At 58.5% G+C, this 16285-nt stretch carries 22 protein-coding genes; 10 read left to right on the top strand and 12 right to left on the bottom strand.

Translation table 11 applies throughout. The features are described from left to right. Positions 1-3 precede the first annotated feature (3 nt). The 9 genes from hisD to GIR22_RS18600 form a co-directional block, all read right to left on the bottom strand. Positions 4-1329 (bottom strand): histidinol dehydrogenase, encoded by a 1326-nt coding sequence (gene hisD, locus GIR22_RS18640; RefSeq protein WP_154744734.1) that lies wholly within the window; start codon positions 1327-1329, stop codon positions 4-6. 125 nt (positions 1330-1454) lie between these two features. Continuing rightward, on the bottom strand, positions 1455-2090 hold the full coding sequence (gene hisG, locus GIR22_RS18635; RefSeq protein WP_003188599.1) for an ATP phosphoribosyltransferase: 636 nt from the start codon (positions 2088-2090) through the stop codon (positions 1455-1457). Between the two features lie 128 nt (positions 2091-2218). Continuing rightward, entirely contained in the window at positions 2219-3484 is a 1266-nt protein-coding gene (murA, locus tag GIR22_RS18630; protein WP_154744733.1) for a UDP-N-acetylglucosamine 1-carboxyvinyltransferase, read from the bottom strand. A gap of 23 nt (positions 3485-3507) precedes the next feature. Continuing rightward, entirely contained in the window at positions 3508-3759 is a 252-nt protein-coding gene (locus GIR22_RS18625) for a BolA family protein (RefSeq protein WP_154744732.1), read from the bottom strand. Between the two features lie 114 nt (positions 3760-3873). After that, positions 3874-4179: an STAS domain-containing protein gene (locus GIR22_RS18620; RefSeq protein ID WP_154744731.1), complete on the bottom strand. Its 306-nt coding sequence runs from the start codon at positions 4177-4179 to the stop codon at positions 3874-3876. Continuing rightward, positions 4176-4829: an MlaC/ttg2D family ABC transporter substrate-binding protein gene (locus GIR22_RS18615; RefSeq protein ID WP_154744730.1), complete on the bottom strand. Its 654-nt coding sequence runs from the start codon at positions 4827-4829 to the stop codon at positions 4176-4178. Before GIR22_RS18615 ends, GIR22_RS18620 begins: the two co-directional genes overlap by 4 nt. An 11-nt stretch (positions 4830-4840) precedes the next feature. After that, positions 4841-5308: an outer membrane lipid asymmetry maintenance protein MlaD gene (mlaD, locus tag GIR22_RS18610; RefSeq protein WP_154744729.1), complete on the bottom strand. Its 468-nt coding sequence runs from the start codon at positions 5306-5308 to the stop codon at positions 4841-4843. After that, the gene (mlaE, locus tag GIR22_RS18605; protein ID WP_154744728.1) at positions 5308-6105 is read right to left on the bottom strand and encodes a lipid asymmetry maintenance ABC transporter permease subunit MlaE; all 798 of its coding nucleotides are present in this window, start codon (positions 6103-6105) and stop codon (positions 5308-5310) included. The genes mlaD and mlaE overlap by 1 nt, the downstream gene beginning before the upstream one ends. Beyond that, complete coding sequence (locus GIR22_RS18600) at positions 6105-6914, bottom strand: ATP-binding cassette domain-containing protein (RefSeq protein WP_154744727.1); 810 nt, start codon at positions 6912-6914, stop codon at positions 6105-6107. The genes mlaE and GIR22_RS18600 overlap by 1 nt, the downstream gene beginning before the upstream one ends. Before the next feature lie 290 nt (positions 6915-7204). Here GIR22_RS18600 and GIR22_RS18595 point away from each other — a divergent pair, with 290 nt between their 5' ends. The 10 genes from GIR22_RS18595 (at position 7205) to GIR22_RS18550 (ending at position 14225) form a co-directional block, all read left to right on the top strand. Further along, positions 7205-8179 carry a KpsF/GutQ family sugar-phosphate isomerase gene (locus tag GIR22_RS18595; RefSeq protein WP_154744726.1) on the top strand — a complete coding sequence of 325 codons (975 nt, stop codon included), beginning with the start codon at positions 7205-7207 and terminating at the stop codon, positions 8177-8179. Then, positions 8180-8704, top strand: coding sequence for a KdsC family phosphatase (locus GIR22_RS18590; protein ID WP_154744725.1), 525 nt, complete (start codon positions 8180-8182; stop codon positions 8702-8704). It abuts the gene before it with no gap. An 8-nt stretch (positions 8705-8712) separates the two neighbouring features. Then, positions 8713-9285 (top strand): LPS export ABC transporter periplasmic protein LptC, encoded by a 573-nt coding sequence (gene lptC, locus GIR22_RS18585; RefSeq protein ID WP_154744724.1) that lies wholly within the window; start codon positions 8713-8715, stop codon positions 9283-9285. After that, positions 9272-9805 carry a lipopolysaccharide transport periplasmic protein LptA gene (gene lptA / locus GIR22_RS18580; protein ID WP_154744723.1) on the top strand — a complete coding sequence of 178 codons (534 nt, stop codon included), beginning with the start codon at positions 9272-9274 and terminating at the stop codon, positions 9803-9805. The genes lptC and lptA overlap by 14 nt, the downstream gene beginning before the upstream one ends. Continuing rightward, positions 9805-10530 carry an LPS export ABC transporter ATP-binding protein gene (gene lptB, locus GIR22_RS18575; RefSeq protein WP_154744722.1) on the top strand — a complete coding sequence of 242 codons (726 nt, stop codon included), beginning with the start codon at positions 9805-9807 and terminating at the stop codon, positions 10528-10530. The genes lptA and lptB overlap by 1 nt, the downstream gene beginning before the upstream one ends. A gap of 198 nt (positions 10531-10728) precedes the next feature. Next, positions 10729-12222 carry an RNA polymerase factor sigma-54 gene (locus GIR22_RS18570; RefSeq protein ID WP_154744721.1) on the top strand — a complete coding sequence of 498 codons (1494 nt, stop codon included), beginning with the start codon at positions 10729-10731 and terminating at the stop codon, positions 12220-12222. A 73-nt stretch (positions 12223-12295) separates the two neighbouring features. Beyond that, entirely contained in the window at positions 12296-12601 is a 306-nt protein-coding gene (gene hpf / locus GIR22_RS18565; protein WP_154744720.1) for a ribosome hibernation-promoting factor, HPF/YfiA family, read from the top strand. 10 nt (positions 12602-12611) lie between these two features. Beyond that, complete coding sequence (gene ptsN / locus GIR22_RS18560) at positions 12612-13076, top strand: PTS IIA-like nitrogen regulatory protein PtsN (RefSeq protein ID WP_154744719.1); 465 nt, start codon at positions 12612-12614, stop codon at positions 13074-13076. 2 nt (positions 13077-13078) lie between these two features. Next, positions 13079-13936, top strand: a complete 858-nt coding sequence (gene rapZ / locus GIR22_RS18555) for an RNase adapter RapZ (protein WP_154744718.1) — start codon at positions 13079-13081, stop codon at positions 13934-13936. Between the two features lie 16 nt (positions 13937-13952). Further along, positions 13953-14225 (top strand): HPr family phosphocarrier protein, encoded by a 273-nt coding sequence (locus tag GIR22_RS18550; RefSeq protein ID WP_154744717.1) that lies wholly within the window; start codon positions 13953-13955, stop codon positions 14223-14225. A 54-nt stretch (positions 14226-14279) separates the two neighbouring features. On the opposite strand, the gene GIR22_RS18545 is transcribed toward GIR22_RS18550, so the two are convergent. From GIR22_RS18545 to GIR22_RS18535, 3 genes are read right to left on the bottom strand one after another with little or no spacing between them, the layout of a single operon-like run. Then, positions 14280-15173, bottom strand: coding sequence for a ZIP family metal transporter (locus tag GIR22_RS18545; RefSeq protein WP_154744716.1), 894 nt, complete (start codon positions 15171-15173; stop codon positions 14280-14282). 32 nt (positions 15174-15205) lie between these two features. Then, positions 15206-15817 (bottom strand): superoxide dismutase, encoded by a 612-nt coding sequence (locus tag GIR22_RS18540; protein ID WP_154744772.1) that lies wholly within the window; start codon positions 15815-15817, stop codon positions 15206-15208. A 1-nt stretch (position 15818) separates the two neighbouring features. After that, on the bottom strand, positions 15819-16262 hold the full coding sequence (locus GIR22_RS18535; protein ID WP_154744715.1) for a hypothetical protein: 444 nt from the start codon (positions 16260-16262) through the stop codon (positions 15819-15821). Positions 16263-16285 lie beyond the last annotated feature (23 nt).

Raw genomic sequence — 16285 nt, 5'->3', positions numbered from 1 at the left:
GTCTCAGTTCCCCTGCGTGTCGTCAAGAATGCGGTATTCAGCACTACGGGCGTGAGCGCTCAGGGATTCACCACGAGCCAGCACAGAGGCGGTCTTGCCCAGTTCCGACGCACCTTGTGGCGAGCAGAAGATGATCGACGAACGCTTCTGGAAGTCATACACCCCCAATGGCGATGAGAACCGCGCGGTACCGGAGGTCGGCAATACGTGGTTGGGACCGGCGCAGTAGTCGCCCAGGGCTTCGCTGGTGTGGCGGCCCATGAAGATCGCGCCGGCATGGCGAATCGACGGCAACCAGGCTTGTGGGTCGGCTACGGACAGCTCCAAGTGCTCCGGCGCGATACGGTTGGCCACTTCGATGGCTTGCTCCATGTCACGCACCAGGATCAGCGCACCACGACCATTGATCGATTTCTCGATAATTTCGGCACGCTCCATGGTCGGCAGCAGCTTGGCGATGCTGGCGGCCACCTTGTCGAGGAACTCGGCATCGGGGCTGACCAGGATCGCCTGGGCATCTTCGTCGTGCTCGGCCTGGGAAAACAGGTCCATGGCGATCCAGTCCGGGTCGGTCTGGCCGTCACATACCACGAGGATTTCCGAAGGCCCGGCGATCATGTCGATACCGACCTGGCCAAATACATGGCGCTTGGCGGTGGCGACGTAAATGTTGCCAGGGCCGACCACCTTGTCGACCTTCGGCACGCTCTCGGTACCGTAGGCCAGTGCCGCCACGGCCTGGGCACCGCCGATGGTGAAGACGCGATCGACGCCGGCAATGCAGGCTGCAGCCAGGACCAATTCGTTGATTTCACCGCGTGGGGTAGGCACGACCATGACCACTTCGATCACCCCGGCGACTTTGGCCGGGATGGCATTCATCAGCACCGAGGAGGGGTAGGACGCCTTGCCACCCGGCACATACAGGCCAGCGCGGTCCAGCGGCGTGACCTTTTGGCCCAGCACCGTGCCGTCAGCTTCGGTGTAGCTCCAGGAGTCCTGTTTCTGCTTTTCGTGATAGCTGCGCACCCGCGCTGCCGCCACTTCCAGTGCTTCACGCTGGGGCGCAGTGATGCGGGTCAGGGCCAACTCCAGGCGTTCACGCGGCAGGATCAGGTCGGCCATGGAAGCGACATCCAGGCCATCGAACTGCCGGGTGAAGTCCACCAACGCCGCATCACCACGCTCACGCACGGCCTTGATGATGTCGAGCACCCGCTGGTTGACCGAGTCGTCGGACACACTTTCCCAACTCAGCAGGTGATCCAGATGATGCGCGAAATCAGGATCGGCAGCGTTGAGTCGGGCAATTGCAGTGGACGTGGTCATAGCGAGGGCCTCAATAGAATGGCAAAAACTCAGGCGCCCTAAACTACCGTTCGCTCCGCTTGGGCACCTGAGAATTCTGGCTATGAGGCGGATAGACGGGCGCGGCCTAAGGCCGCGCGAATGGGTCAACCGCGGTGTCGAGACTCCACTGCCTTGCGCAGGGTATCGATCAACGCCTGGATACGGGCGTGCTGCATTTTCATCGAAGCTTTGTTGACGATCAGCCGGGAGCTGATGTCAGCAATGAAATCCTGGGGTTCCAGGCCATTGGCGCGCAGGGTGTTGCCGGTGTCGACCACGTCGATGATCTTGTCTGCCAGGCCGATCAACGGCGCCAGCTCCATCGAGCCGTAGAGCTTGATGATGTCGACCTGACGGCCTTGTTCGGCGTAGTAGCGCTTGGCAACGTTGACGAACTTGGTGGCAACCCGCAGGCGGCCCTTGGGTTCGACGTCGCCGACACGGCCGGCGGTCATCAACTTGCACAAGGCAATACGCAGGTCCAATGGCTCGTAGAGGCCCTGGCCACCGTATTCCATCAGCACGTCTTTACCGGCGACACCCAGGTCAGCCGCACCATGTTCGACATAGGTCGGCACGTCGGTGGCCCGCACGATCAGCAGGCGTACGTCGTCCTGAGTCGTGGGGATGATCAGCTTGCGGCTCTTGTCCGGATTCTCGGTCGGCACGATGCCCGCTTCAGCCAGAAGCGGCAATGTATCGTCAAGGATGCGGCCCTTGGACAGTGCAATGGTCAACATGGGAAACGTCAGTCCTTCATCAGGCTATTGCTGCCCGGTCGCAATCGGCGCCGGACACAGATCGAGGCCTTCACAGACCTCGACTTGAAACCAAATCGTTGGGCACGTCCCTGTGCCCATGGTGAGCACTAGCCCGGTACGCGGCGAATTTTCGCGCCGAGCATCTGCAGTTTCTCTTCGATGCACTCGTAGCCACGGTCTATGTGGTAGATGCGATCGATCAGGGTGTCACCTTCGGCGCTCAGTGCCGAAATCACCAGGCTGGCAGAGGCTCGCAGGTCGGTGGCCATTACTGGCGCGCCCTTGAGCTGTTCGATACCGGTAACGATGGCAGTGTTGCCTTCGACCTGGATCTTGGCGCCCATGCGGTGCAGTTCATACACATGCATGAAGCGGTTTTCAAAGATGGTCTCGATTACCGCGCCAGTGCCTTCGGCAATCGCGTTCAGGGAAATGAACTGCGCCTGCATATCGGTCGGGAACGCCGGGTACGGAGCGGTACGCACATTGACGGCTTTTGGCCGCTTGCCGTGCATGTTCAACTCGATCCAGTCTTCACCAGTGGTGATTTCAGCACCGGCTTCCTTGAGTTTTTCCAGGACGGCTTCAAGGATGGTCGGATCGGTGTCCTTGACCTTGACGCGACCACCGGTCACGGCAGCGGCAACCAGGTAGGTACCGGTCTCGATACGGTCCGGCATCACTTTGTAGGTGGCCGAATGCAAACGTTTCACACCGTCGATGGTGATGGTGTCGGTGCCGGCACCGGTAATGTTGGCGCCCATGGCAATCAGGAAGTTCGCCAGGTCGACGACTTCAGGTTCGCGTGCGGCGTTTTGCAGGACACTGCGGCCGTTGGCCAGTGCAGCGGCCATCATGATGTTCTCGGTACCGGTCACACTGACGGTATCAAAGAAGAAGTTGGCGCCACGCAGGCCGCCTTCCGGGGCCTTGGCCTTGATGTAGCCACCTTCGACGTCGATGGTCGCGCCCATGGCTTCCAGGCCACGGATGTGCAGGTCCACCGGACGGGAGCCAATGGCGCAACCGCCAGGCAACGCCACTTCGGCTTCACCGAAACGAGCAACCATTGGGCCCAGCACCAGGATCGAGGCACGCATGGTTTTCACCAGTTCGTACGGTGCGATCAAGGTCTTGATGGTGCGCGGGTCGATTTCGACGCTGAGTTTCTCGTCGATCACCGGCTCAATGCCCATGCGACCGAACAGCTCGATCATGGTGGTGATGTCGTGCAGGTGCGGCAGGTTGGCCACAGTGACAGGGCCATCGCACAGCAGGGTCGCCGCCAGGATCGGCAGGGCGGAGTTCTTCGCCCCGGAAATGCGGATCTCGCCATCAAGGCGAGCGCCACCGGTAATAATCAATTTATCCATAAGAATCTCGACGCCTAGGGGGCTCAGGTGCGCTCGGCCCAGGCCGCGCGGCTGAAAAATTTCATAGTGACCGCATGGATGCTGCCATCGGTGATCCATGGGTTCAGATGGGCATAGATCTGCTGCTGACGCTTGACCGGGCTCAATGCCGCCAGTTCATCGCTAATCACGTTCAGCTGGAAGTTGCAGCCTTCGCCCTCAACTTCTACCTGCACTTGTAAAAGATTATCTGACAGCTTTCCTTCAAGGAAGCTCTTCACTTCGTTGGCCTGCATGCTCAACCTCTATCGGCGCCCAGTGCGCGCGGGTCGGACATCATACAAAAAAGCCCCGCGCCTGCGAACCCCGCATGGCAGGACTCTGACGGGGGGCTTTCTGGATAATGTGTATTAAGGATGCGCAAACAGCTCGGTCAAACCGCAAACCTGGGCAATTTCACGCATGTCTTCGGGCAACGCACGGATGCTGACCGGCTTTCTGGCCGCTGCCGCATCGCGCATAAAACACAGCAACAGTGACAAACCAACGCTGCTGGACTTTACCACCGCCGAACAATCGAGCACCAGCGCAGGCGCGGTACTGGCATTGATCAGCGCCTGGCCTTGCTTGCGCAGGTCAGGCCCGGTGCGGTAGTCCAGCACGCCACTGAGCAGCAACTCACCGGCCTGGCCGAGACGGACAACCGACTCACTCATTGGGCTGGCTTCTCTGTGGCTTTATCGGTTTCTTCCTTGGCCTTGGCCACTTCACCGGCCCAACCATTGATGGTTTTGTCCAGGTCGTTGCCATTGCGCTGCATCGCGTCCGCAAATTGGTCACGGAACAGCTTGCCAATGTTGATACCGTTGATGACCACGTTGCGCACTTTCCACTCACCGTTGATCTTCACAAGGGTGTAGGAAACCGGGTAGACCGAGTTACTACTGCCCTTGACGGCCATATTCACACTGGTGCGGTCACCGGATTCATCCTTGGCTGGATCCACGGTGATGCCCTGGTTGTTGTATTCAAGCAAGGCATTGCCATAGAACTGCATCAGGCTGCGCTTGAAGTTTTCCTGGAAACGCTGCATTTGCTCAGGCGTGGCCTTGCGCGAATACTTGACGGTCATGATGCTACGGGAGATGCCATCGGCATCCACCACCGGGCCAACAATGCCGTTGAGGGCGTCGTAGAACTCGCCCGGACTTTGCTTGTACTTTTCCTTGTTCGCGGCAAGATCTGCCAGCAAACGGGTGGTGGTGTCCTGGACGATGTCGTGTGCCGAAGGCGCTGCCACGGCGCTAGCCATCAACGGCAGGGATGCCAGCAGCACCAACAGGCCACGTCGCAAGGTTGAGATCATGAACAAACTCCTCATTTGGCGTCTTTGCTAACCGTATTAAGCAGGAATTTACCGATCAAGTCCTCCAGCACCAGCGACGACTGTGTGTCGTGGATGGTCGAGCCATCCTTGAGCAAGGCTGTTTCCCCGCCCACGCTGACACCAATGTACTTCTCGCCCAGCAGGCCCGCCGTGAGAATAGAGGCCGTGGAGTCGGTCGGCAGATTATCCACCTTCTTGTCCAACTGCATCGTCACTCGGCCGGTGAAGCTGTCGCGATCCAGATCGATTGCCGTGACCTTGCCGATGTTGACACCGGCCATGGTCACTTTAGCTCTGACAGTCAAACCGGCAATATTGTCGAAGTAGGCATAAAGTTTATAAGTATCGGCCGTAGGGCTGGCCGAAAGGCCACTGACCCGCAGGGCGAGCAACAGTAAAGCCAGGATGCCAGCCAGCAAGAAAAGGCCGACACCGATTTCCACAGTGCGGTTTTGCATCAGAAATCTCCAAACATCAAGGCAGTCAAAATGAAGTCAAGGCCCAGTACCGCCAGCGAGGCGTACACAACGGTCTTGGTGGTGGCGCGACTGATCCCTTCCGAGGTGGGTTCACAGTCGTAGCCTTGGAATACGGCGATCCAGGTCACTACAAAGGCAAAGACAATGCTCTTGATGATGCCGTTGAGCACATCACCCGTGAACGTCACACTGTTTTGCATGTTGGCCCAATAAGAGCCTTCGTAGACCCCCAGCCAGTCCACCGCCACCCACGAGCCACCCCAGATCCCGACCACGCTGAAAATCATCGCCAGCAGTGGCAAGGAAATGAAGCCGGCCCACAGACGCGGGGCAACAATATATTTGAGCGGGTCCACACCAATCATTTCCAGGCTGGACAACTGCTCGGTGGACTTCATATTGCCAATTTCCGCCGTCAGCGCAGAACCGGCACGGCCGGCAAACAGCAGCGCCGTAACCACCGGCCCCAGTTCACGCAACAACGTCAGGGCGACCATCTGCCCTACCGCCTGCTCGGAACCGTAGCTGGAGAGAATACTGAAGCCCTGCAATGCCAGCACCATGCCGATAAATACGCCGGAGACCACGATGATCACCAGGGACATCACGCCCACCGAGTGCAGTTGCTTGATCAGCAGGCCGAAACTGCCGCCGATACCGCCACGACCAAGCAAGGCATGAAACAGGAAAATCGTCGAACGGCCGAGCACTTCGACAATGTCGATGCCCGAACGACCAAAAAGCCGAACCTTTTCGATTAAAGATGTCTTGCGCATCAGCGCTTCCCCAGAAGATCTGAGCGGTAGTCCGCCACCGGAAAATGAAAAGGCACCGGGCCATCGGGATCGCCCGTCATGAATTGGCGAATGCGGGGGTTATCCGTGTTCATCAGTTCTTCAGGTGTACCTTGCCCCAGTACCTGGCCATCGCCCACTACATAGAGGTAGTCGGCAATGCTCGCGGTTTCGGCCAGGTCGTGGGAAACCACGATACTGGTGATACCCAGGGCATCGTTGAGCAGACGGATCAAGCGCACCAGCACACCCATGGCAATCGGATCCTGGCCGACGAAAGGTTCGTCGTACATGAGGATCTGTGGGTCCAGGGCAATGGCGCGCGCCAGCGCCACTCGACGCTTCATGCCGCCGGACAATTCGTCGGGCATCAGGTCGATAGCACCGCGCAGCCCCACGGCCTGCAGCTTCAGCAACACAATGTCACGAATCATTTCATCGGACAGCTGGGTGTGCACCCGAAGTGGGAACGCCACATTCTCGAACACGTCCAGGTCAGTGAACAGCGCGCCGCTCTGAAACAGGACGCCCATTTGCTTGCGGGCATCGAACAGATCGCTACGCGACAGTTTTGGCAGGTTCTGACCATTGACCCACACTTCGCCGGCGCTGGGGCGCAATTGCATGCCCATCAGGCGCAGCAATGTAGTCTTGCCACTACCGGAAGGCCCCATGATGCCTGTGACCTTGCCGCGGGGAATGCGAATATCCACATTATTGAAGATGCTGCGCGTACCGCGCTTGAAGGAAAGGCCCTTCAGCTCGACCGCGTAGGCGTTATCGGCACTCATCTAAACTCCTTGGGGGTGCAGCCTCTCGCTCAGACAACGTGTTTCGGATAAATGCTTGCGATAAATCAAAACAAAGGCTGCACGGACCGAACTGGCGGCGAACTATATCACTGTCGATACAGAGCCCCCAAGGCCGGAACAGAGCTTGTTTGGAATGAAGGCAGGTAAAAAATTGTATTTGAGCGTGCTCCTGCAACCCTGCCCCGAACCAAAGGCTGACGAACTTGCGTGAGGGAATTGATCATTACCGCTATAATCGCTGACTTTTCGTCAGGCTATACGATTAAGACATGAGCCAATCCAGCGACCTTATTCAATCTGCACAACGCACCATCCGCCTCGAGCTTGAAGCCGTGGAAGGCTTGCTGGCCCATATCGACGCAGATTTCGTACGTGCGTGCGAGATGATCCTGGCCAGCAAAGGCCGCGTCGTGGTAGTCGGCATGGGCAAATCCGGCCACGTTGGCAACAAGATTGCCGCCACCCTGGCAAGCACCGGGACCACGGCATTTTTCGTACATCCGGCCGAAGCCAGCCACGGCGACATGGGCATGATCACCCGGGATGACATCATCCTGGCGCTGTCCAATTCCGGCAGCACCAATGAAATCGTCACCCTGCTGCCGCTGATCAAGCGCCTGGGCATCAAGCTGATCAGCCTCACCGGCAACCCGGACTCGACGCTGGCCAAGGCAGCCGAAGTGAATTTGAATGTGCATGTGGCCCATGAAGCCTGCCCACTGAACCTGGCCCCGACCTCCTCTACCACCGCCGCCCTGGTGATGGGCGATGCGCTGGCGGTAGCCCTGCTGGAAGCCCGCGGTTTTACCGCCGAAGATTTCGCGTTTTCCCATCCGGGCGGCGCACTGGGCCGCAGGTTGCTGTTGAAAGTGGAAAACGTCATGCACACCGACGACGAATTACCACAGGTCCAGCGCGGTACGCTGCTCAAGGACGCGCTGATGGAAATGACCCGCAAGGGCCTGGGCATGACGGTCATCCTGGAGGCCGACGGCCGCCTGGCCGGGGTTTTCACCGACGGCGACCTGCGCCGCACCCTGGACCGCACCATTGATATCCACACCGCCACCATCGACGATGTAATGACCCCCCATGGCAAGACCGCCCGTGCCGAGATGCTCGCAGCCGAAGCGCTGAAGATCATGGAAGACCACAAGATCGGCGCCCTGGTGGTGGTCGATAGCAATGATCACCCGATTGGCGCCCTGAACATGCACGACTTGCTGCGTGCAGGAGTGATGTAAATGACCACCGACCTGCTGCAACGTGGCAAATCCATCAAATTGGCGATTTTCGACGTCGATGGCGTGCTGACGGATGGCCGCCTGTACTTCCTCGAAGACGGCAGCGAATTCAAGACGTTCAACACCCTCGACGGCCAAGGCATCAAGATGTTGATGGCTTCAGGCGTGCAAACGGCCATCATCAGCGGTCGCAAGACCCCGGTAGTGGAACGTCGCGCACAAAACCTGGGGATTGCTCACCTCTATCAGGGCCGCGAGGATAAACTGGTCGTACTGGACGAGCTTCTTGGCCAACTCAACCTAAGCTATGAACAGGTTGCCTACTTGGGCGACGACTTGCCTGACCTGCCGGTGATTCGACGGGTCGGCCTGGGCATGGCGGTGGCCAATGCCGCAGCCTTTGTCCGAGAGCATGCCCATGGCGTCACGACGGCCCGTGGTGGTGAAGGCGCCGCCCGCGAGTTCTGCGAGCTGATCCTGCGTGCCCAGGGCAGCCTTGAAGCGGCCCACGCCGCCTACCTATAGAGCTTTCTATGCTGAGCAAAAAGATTCGCAATTTCCTGATATTCGCCGTTATCGCCCTGCTGTTCGCAGCGGTCGGCTACTGGAATATCAGCCCGGAGCGCTTTCTCGACCAGCCTGTTGCCAAGGTCAACGAAGGCGCTATCGACTATTACGCCACCAATGCCTACAGCGTCCAGTTCCTGCCGGATGGCAAGGTCCAGTATGAAATGACCGCGGACAAGGTCGAACACCTGAAGGTATCGGAGGTCACTTTGCTGACCAAACCGGACTTGAACCTGTATCGCGGCACCGAGTTCCCCTGGCACGTCACCAGCGAGCGTGGCGAGGTCAATCCCGACGGCACCGAGGTCGAATTGATCGACTCGGTTCGCGTGGCTCGTACCGACGCAAAGAACCGCAACACGCTTATTACCAGCAGTCGCATGACCGTATTCCCACAGAAGCAATATGCGCAGACCGAGCAAGACGTTAGAATCGACGGCGCTGGCGGTGTATCGACTGGCAAGGGAATGAAAGCGTATTTGAAAGAAAGCAGGATACACCTGCTATCGAACGTAAGAGGACAGTATGAGGCTCGTTAAAACCCTCCCTATTTTGCTCGGTCTGGGCGCAGCACTGGGAAGCGTGAGCGCCTGGGCTCTGCCGAACGATAGCCAGCAACCGATCCACATCCAGGCTGACGACGCTCAACTGGATGACAAGCAAGGTGTCGCAACCTACAAGGGTGACGTCATCATCACCCAGGGTTCGATGAAGATCACGGGCAACACCGTGACGCTCACCCGGACTCCAGCGGGCGACATCGACGTGGTGACCTCCGTGGGCAACCTGGCCTACTTCGAGCAACAACAGAAAGCCGCCGATCCAGGCCCTATCAAGGGCTATGGCGTGACGATCCAATATCACGCCCAACAGAATCGCATTGTCCTGATCGACCGCGCCAAAGTACTCAGCAGCGACGGTAACTCTACCGAAGGCGAAAAGATCATCTACAACACCCAGACCCAGGTCGCCCAGGCTGGCCGGGCCAATGGCAACAAGGTCACCACGCCACGCCCACGCATCGACATGGTTATCCAGCCGAAGAAGAAGGCCGAGTAATGGCGACCCTGAAAGCCCAGCATCTGGCCAAGGCCTATAAAAGCCGTCAGGTCGTGCGTGACGTCAGCCTGTCGATCGACAGTGGCCAGATCGTCGGCCTGCTTGGCCCCAACGGTGCCGGCAAGACCACTTGTTTCTACATGATTGTCGGCCTGGTGCAGGCCGACCAGGGTCGCGTACTGATCGACGACCTGGACGTCAGCCACCAGCCCATGCACGGTCGTGCACGGGCCGGGATTGGCTATCTTCCCCAGGAAGCGTCGATCTTCCGCAAACTGTCGGTATCCGACAACATCATGGCCATCCTCGAGACCCGCAAGGAGCTTGACCGTGCCGGGCGCAAGAAGGAGCTGGAAAGCCTGCTACAGGAATTCCACATCAACCACATTCGCGACAACCTCGGCATGAGCCTTTCCGGCGGCGAGCGTCGTCGTGTGGAAATCGCCCGCGCCCTGGCCACTGCTCCGAAGTTCATCCTGCTGGACGAACCCTTCGCCGGTGTCGACCCGATCTCGGTCGGCGACATCAAGCAGATTATCCATCACCTCAAGGCCAAGGGCATCGGTGTATTGATTACCGACCACAACGTCCGCGAGACTCTCGATATCTGCGAAACCGCCTATATCGTCAACGATGGACAGCTGATTGCCGAAGGCGACTCCGCCACCATTCTGGCCAACGAACTGGTCAAGGAAGTTTACCTGGGCCACGAGTTCCGCCTGTAAGTATCGCCCTGCAAGCAGCATGGTGTCTGGCCCTTCGCCAAGGCGCGCGAGTGGCAATAAAAACCTCAGGATTTTTATTGTTACCGCGCTCTAGGCAAAGCCCCCGATATCAGGCATATAATTTGCTTATGTTTGGCGCTCAGGCGCCCTGTCGTGGATGGCGCACTGCGCCGGCGAATAAGGTGTTAAGCCCCTGCCATGAAACCATCGCTAGTACTGAGAATGGGCCAGCAGCTGACGATGACACCGCAGCTGCAACAGGCTATCCGCCTGCTCCAATTGTCGACCCTGGACCTGCAACAGGAAATCCAGGAGGCCCTGGAGTCCAATCCGATGCTCGAACGCCAGGAAGAAGGCGACGACTTCGATAACGCCGACCCGCTGGCCGATAACGTCGAGCAAAAACCCAACCCCGATATCCAGGAACCCTCTTATCAGGAAACCGCCCCGACGGTGGATAACCTGGAAGAAGGAGAATGGAACGAACGTATTCCCAACGAGTTGCCCGTCGACACCGCCTGGGAAGACGTGTACCAGACCAGCGCCAGCAGCCTGCCCAGCAATGACGATGACGAGTGGGACTTCACCACCCGCACGTCCGTCGGCGAGAGCCTGCAGAGTCACTTGCTGTGGCAACTGAACCTGTCACCAATGTCCGATACCGATCGCCTGATCGCTGTCACCTTGATTGACTGCATCAACAATCAGGGCTACCTGGAGGAGACACTCGAAGAGATCCTCGAGGCCTTCGACCCGGAACTGGACATAGAGCTGGACGAAATAGAGGCCGTCCTGCACCGCATCCAACAGTTCGAGCCCGTCGGCATTGGCGCTCGCAGCCTCAGCGAGTGCCTGCAACTGCAACTGCGCCAACTGCCGGCCAAAACCCCATGGCTGGCCGAAGCACAACGCCTGGTCACTGACTTCATTGACCTGCTGGGCAGCCGCGACTACAGCCAACTGATGCGCCGGCTGAAACTCAAGGAAGACGACCTGCGCCAGATCATCGAACTGGTACAGAGCCTCAACCCGCGCCCGGGCTCGCAAATCGAGTCCAGCGAAGCCGAATACGTGGTTCCCGATGTGATCGTGCGCAAGGACAACGAACGCTGGCTGGTGGAGCTGAATCAGGAGTCAGTGCCACGCCTGCGGGTCAACCCGCAATACGCAGGCTTCGTCCGTCGTGCCGATACCAGCGCCGACAACACTTTCATGCGCAACCAGTTGCAGGAAGCTCGCTGGTTCATCAAGAGCCTGCAGAGCCGCAACGAAACCCTGATGAAGGTAGCCACCCAGATTGTCGAGCATCAGCGCGGCTTCCTTGAGTACGGCGATGAAGCAATGAAACCGTTGGTCCTGCACGATATTGCCGAAGCGGTGGGTATGCACGAATCGACAATTTCCCGAGTCACCACGCAAAAATTCATGCATACCCCGCGAGGTATATATGAGCTGAAATACTTTTTCTCCAGCCATGTCAGTACCTCCGAAGGCGGCGAATGCTCGTCAACGGCAATCCGCGCGATCATCAAAAAACTGGTTGCCGCGGAAAATCAGAAAAAGCCGTTGAGTGACAGCAAGATCGCTGGTTTACTGGAGGCACAAGGTATTCAGGTCGCCCGTCGAACCGTCGCCAAGTACCGCGAGTCCCTAGGGATCTCGCCTTCCAGCGAGCGTAAGCGGTTAATGTGACGGACGGGCCACAGCGTTCCAGTGGCAGGCATTTGCCTGTCGCTTTATGCACTGGCAACGAAGGAGAAGCTGTATGCAAGTCAACATCAGTGGACACCAGCTTGAAGTCACCAAACCCCTGCGTGAGTACACCGAGAGCAAGTTGAACAAGCTTGCGGGGCATTTTGACAAGATCACCAACGTGCAGGTCATCATGGAGGTCGATAAGCTCAAGCAGAAAATCGAGGCCACCCTGCACATACCGAACGCCAAGGTCGTCGCCAATGCCGAACATGACGACATGTACGCGGCGATCGACTCGCTGTACGACAAGCTGGACCGCCAACTCATAAAGCATAAGGAAAAGAATCTGCACCTGATGCAAGGTACAGGTCGTTAACTCTCCCCCCATGATCCGACTTGAAAACATCCTGACCCCCGGCCGTTCCCTCGTGAACGTGCCGGGCGGCAGTAAAAAGCGTGCCCTCGAACAAATTGCCAACCTGATCGGCCGCGAAGTGCCAGAACTGGATACGCAAGATGTGTACGAGGCCCTGATCGCCCGTGAAAAACTTGGCTCGACCGGTTTTGGCAACGGCATCGCAATTCCTCATTGCCGCCTCAAAGGCTGCAAAGACCCCGTCAGCGCCCTGCTGCACCTGGACCTCCCTATCGATTTCGATGCCATCGACGGCGCGCCGGTAGACCTGTTGTTTGTTCTACTGGTCCCTGAGGCCGCCACCGATGCGCACCTGGAACTGCTCCGGCAGATCGCCAGCATGCTCGACCGCAAAGAAGTACGCGACAGACTGCGCAGCGCCAGCACCAATGAAGCGTTGTATCAAGTCGTCCTGGATGAGCAGAACGGGCAGTAATCATGCGCTTGATCATCGTCAGTGGCCGCTCCGGCTCAGGTAAAAGCACTGCCCTCAATGTTCTTGAGGACAACGGCTTCTATTGCATCGATAACCTGCCTGCCGGCCTGTTGCCTGAACTGGCGGAGCGCGCCTTGATCCACACGGAGCTGTCGCAACCGCTGGTGGCCGTGTCCATTGACGCCCGCAACCTGCCCAGCCACCTCAGTCGCTTCCCCGAACTGCTTGAGGAAGTGCGCAGCAAGCACATTCATTGCGATGTGCTGTACTTGGACGCCGACGAAGAAACCCTGCTCAAGCGCTTCTCCGAAACCCGTCGACGTCACCCGCTGAGCAGCTCGCACCGTTCACTCGCCGAAGCCATCGAGGACGAGAGCACACTGCTGGGGCCGATCATTGATTTGGCCGATCTGAAGATCAACACCACAAACCTGAACCTGTATCAGCTACGCGATGCCATCAAGCTGCGCCTGCTGAACCAGCCGGAACCTGGCACGGCATTCCTGGTGGAGTCGTTTGGCTTCAAGCGAGGTATGCCGGTGGATGCCGACTTGGTATTTGATGTGCGCTGCCTGCCCAATCCTTACTGGAAGCCGGAATTGCGCGACCAATCCGGCCTGGACCAGCCGGTGGCCGAATACCTGGCCGCACAACCGGATGTCGAGGAGATGTTCCAGGACATCTCCAGCTACCTGCTCAAATGGCTGCCGCGCTTTGCTGCCAGCAACCGAGCTTATGTCACCATCGCCATTGGCTGCACCGGCGGACATCACCGCTCTGTCTATCTGACCGAGCGCCTGGGCCAGGTGTTGCAGCAAACCCTCAAGAACGTCCAGGTACGCCACCGCGACCTTAGCTGAAAGGAACACCTGCGCGATGCCCGCTCTGGAAATTGAAATCATCAACAAGCTGGGTTTACATGCTCGAGCTTCAGCCAAATTTGTCGGCGTTGCGGGGCAGTTTCCCTGCCAGATCCGGGCCGGTCGCACCCCGGAGTCCATGGTCGATGGCAAAAGCATCATGGCCATGATGATGCTGGCTGCGGGCAAAGGCACCAAGATCCACCTGAAAACGGAAGGCGACCAAGAGGATGAAGCGATGGCCGCTCTGGTAAAACTGATCAATGACTACTTTGACGAGGGCGAGTAAGCCCTCTCTTGACCGTGATCGTTCCCTCCGGCGGGAACGATCATTGGAAGCGCCCTACCCCAGCGCCGTATCCATCACCATCATCAAGCAAAACCCGACACACAACCCCAGGCTGGCCAGCTTGTCGTGACCGTTGCGCCGCGATTCGGGTATCACTTCGTGAGTCACCACCAGCAACATGGCACCCGCCGCCAGCGCCAACCCCAACGGCAATAACACCTCGGCCAGGCTTACCAGCCAGGCGCACAAAACGGCGAATACCGGCTCGACCAATCCGGACGCCGCGCCGATCAGGAACGCTTTGACCCGCGACATCCCCGCACCCGCCAACACCAAGGCAATCACCAGGCCTTCCGGCACATCCTGCAGTGCGATGCCCATGGCGAGGCTGTCGGCGTCAGGCATGCCGCCACCCGCCGACACCCCTACAGCCATGCCTTCGGGAATGTTATGGGCAATGATGGCGAACACAAACAACCAGATACGCGGCGGGATAACCGGGCGCTCCAATGTGCCCACCAGCACTTGCGGGCTGGCGCCGGAAACCTTGCGATCCACCAGAAACAACCCGAAAGCCCCCAGCATGATGCCGAAACTGATCAACCCACTAGACGACCACGGCGATAAACCCAGCTTTTCGGCAGCGGCGATACCTGGCACGATCAACGAAAACGCCGTCGCCGCCAACATCACCCCCGCGCCGAAACCCAGTAATGTATCGCTCACCGCCAATGGCATCCGGCGGATCACCAGGACCGGTACTGCGCCCAATGCGGTACCCAGGGCGCAAAGAGCCCCGCCCTGCAATGCACGCAAGATGCGTGGTTCCAGGTCGAGCCAGTCCAGCCCTTGAGCCACCAGCAATGCAATTCCCGCCAGCAGCAACAGCGAGCCAAACGCATAACGAAACATTCGTACGCTGCCAATCGCCAGTGTTTCAGTGCCCATAGTCGGCCTTAGATCTTGTTATGAAAAAAGCATTAAGCAAGCGCGGCCTGATAACGCTCAGCAACTTCCGGCCAGTTGATGACGCTGTAGAACGCGTTGATGTATTCCGGGCGGCGGTTCTGGTACAGCAGGTAATAAGCGTGCTCCCACACGTCCAGTCCAAGAATGGGTGTATTACCATTCATCAGCGGACTGTCCTGGTTGCCACTGCTTTCTACCACCAGGGTCTGTTGCGGGGTAACGCTCAACCACGCCCAGCCACTGCCGAAACGTGTCAGAGCCGCCTTGGTGAAGGCCTCCTTGAAACTGTCAAAGCCACCCAACTGCTCATCTATGGCCTTGCCCAACGTGCCGACCGGCGCGCCACCGCCCTTGGGCGACATGACCGCCCAGAACAACGAGTGGTTGGCATGGCCACCGCCTTGGTTGATCACTGCTGCCCGCAGTTTTTCCGGCAGTTGCTGAACGCTGGACACCAGCCTCTCCACCGGCCACCCAGCCCACTCGGTACCCTGGACTGCAGCGTTCAGGTTATTGATATAGGTCTGGTGGTGCTTGGTGTAGTGAATTTCCATGGTTTGTGCATCAATATGGGGCTCCAAGGCGTCGTAGGCGTAAGGCAAGGCAGGCAAGGTGTAGGACATATCAATGCGCTCCATAAAAATGGCTGCTGCGGGTCGATGCATCTGATCGCGCCACGCTGCTGCCCAATAAGCGATAAGTACGAGGGTATTCGCCGTGCTCACTGATAAAATTCAGCAATTCGACGTAGGTCTTGCTGCTCTGACGCAAGGCCGCCTCCCGCAGTAGCGGACTCAGGCGGGTGTCCTGCATGGTCTGCAACAAGCACTGGTGGATGGCGCAGAGGTATTGCGCACTCTCTTCCGGCTGATTAAGACGCAGGTGCAGGTCTGCGAGGTTGTGATGGGAAATGACGCAAGCCGCCACCGCTTCATCAGCATCGGCCCAGCGCTCGAACAACACTTGGGCCAAGGCCAGGGCCTGCAGGTAATGCTCGCGGGCATCCACCAATTCGCCTTGCATAAAGCAGCGATTGGCCCTTTCGATCGTGCGTTTCCAGTGCTCCATGGTGAGCCTCCAAGCAGAGTCGG

It is taken from the genome of Pseudomonas karstica (genome assembly GCF_009707515.1).
GTDB lineage: Bacteria > Pseudomonadota > Gammaproteobacteria > Pseudomonadales > Pseudomonadaceae > Aquipseudomonas > Aquipseudomonas karstica.
Note: the sequence above shows the minus strand (reverse complement) of the source record. Positions and strands in the feature narration are given on the sequence as shown.

What these genes read in the sequence shown, in the direction of transcription:
- GIR22_RS18570 (WP_154744721.1), top strand. Translation starts at nt 10,729, where the DNA reads ATGAAACCATCGCTAGTACTGAGAATGGGCCAGCAGCTGACGATGACA.
- mlaD (WP_154744729.1), bottom strand. Translation starts at nt 5,308, where the DNA reads ATGCAAAACCGCACTGTGGAAATCGGTGTCGGCCTTTTCTTGCTGGCT.
- rapZ (WP_154744718.1), top strand. Translation starts at nt 13,079, where the DNA reads ATGCGCTTGATCATCGTCAGTGGCCGCTCCGGCTCAGGTAAAAGCACT.
- GIR22_RS18535 (WP_154744715.1), bottom strand. Translation starts at nt 16,262, where the DNA reads ATGGAGCACTGGAAACGCACGATCGAAAGGGCCAATCGCTGCTTTATG.
- GIR22_RS18625 (WP_154744732.1), bottom strand. Translation starts at nt 3,759, where the DNA reads ATGCAGGCCAACGAAGTGAAGAGCTTCCTTGAAGGAAAGCTGTCAGAT.
- GIR22_RS18545 (WP_154744716.1), bottom strand. Translation starts at nt 15,173, where the DNA reads ATGGGCACTGAAACACTGGCGATTGGCAGCGTACGAATGTTTCGTTAT.
- lptB (WP_154744722.1), top strand. Translation starts at nt 9,805, where the DNA reads ATGGCGACCCTGAAAGCCCAGCATCTGGCCAAGGCCTATAAAAGCCGT.
- GIR22_RS18590 (WP_154744725.1), top strand. Translation starts at nt 8,180, where the DNA reads ATGACCACCGACCTGCTGCAACGTGGCAAATCCATCAAATTGGCGATT.
- GIR22_RS18550 (WP_154744717.1), top strand. Translation starts at nt 13,953, where the DNA reads ATGCCCGCTCTGGAAATTGAAATCATCAACAAGCTGGGTTTACATGCT.
- lptC (WP_154744724.1), top strand. Translation starts at nt 8,713, where the DNA reads ATGCTGAGCAAAAAGATTCGCAATTTCCTGATATTCGCCGTTATCGCC.
- murA (WP_154744733.1), bottom strand. Translation starts at nt 3,484, where the DNA reads ATGGATAAATTGATTATTACCGGTGGCGCTCGCCTTGATGGCGAGATC.
- lptA (WP_154744723.1), top strand. Translation starts at nt 9,272, where the DNA reads ATGAGGCTCGTTAAAACCCTCCCTATTTTGCTCGGTCTGGGCGCAGCA.
- hpf (WP_154744720.1), top strand. Translation starts at nt 12,296, where the DNA reads ATGCAAGTCAACATCAGTGGACACCAGCTTGAAGTCACCAAACCCCTG.
- hisG (WP_003188599.1), bottom strand. Translation starts at nt 2,090, where the DNA reads ATGTTGACCATTGCACTGTCCAAGGGCCGCATCCTTGACGATACATTG.
- GIR22_RS18620 (WP_154744731.1), bottom strand. Translation starts at nt 4,179, where the DNA reads ATGAGTGAGTCGGTTGTCCGTCTCGGCCAGGCCGGTGAGTTGCTGCTC.
- GIR22_RS18615 (WP_154744730.1), bottom strand. Translation starts at nt 4,829, where the DNA reads ATGATCTCAACCTTGCGACGTGGCCTGTTGGTGCTGCTGGCATCCCTG.
- GIR22_RS18600 (WP_154744727.1), bottom strand. Translation starts at nt 6,914, where the DNA reads ATGAGTGCCGATAACGCCTACGCGGTCGAGCTGAAGGGCCTTTCCTTC.
- mlaE (WP_154744728.1), bottom strand. Translation starts at nt 6,105, where the DNA reads ATGCGCAAGACATCTTTAATCGAAAAGGTTCGGCTTTTTGGTCGTTCG.
- ptsN (WP_154744719.1), top strand. Translation starts at nt 12,612, where the DNA reads ATGATCCGACTTGAAAACATCCTGACCCCCGGCCGTTCCCTCGTGAAC.
- hisD (WP_154744734.1), bottom strand. Translation starts at nt 1,329, where the DNA reads ATGACCACGTCCACTGCAATTGCCCGACTCAACGCTGCCGATCCTGAT.
- GIR22_RS18540 (WP_154744772.1), bottom strand. Translation starts at nt 15,817, where the DNA reads ATGTCCTACACCTTGCCTGCCTTGCCTTACGCCTACGACGCCTTGGAG.
- GIR22_RS18595 (WP_154744726.1), top strand. Translation starts at nt 7,205, where the DNA reads ATGAGCCAATCCAGCGACCTTATTCAATCTGCACAACGCACCATCCGC.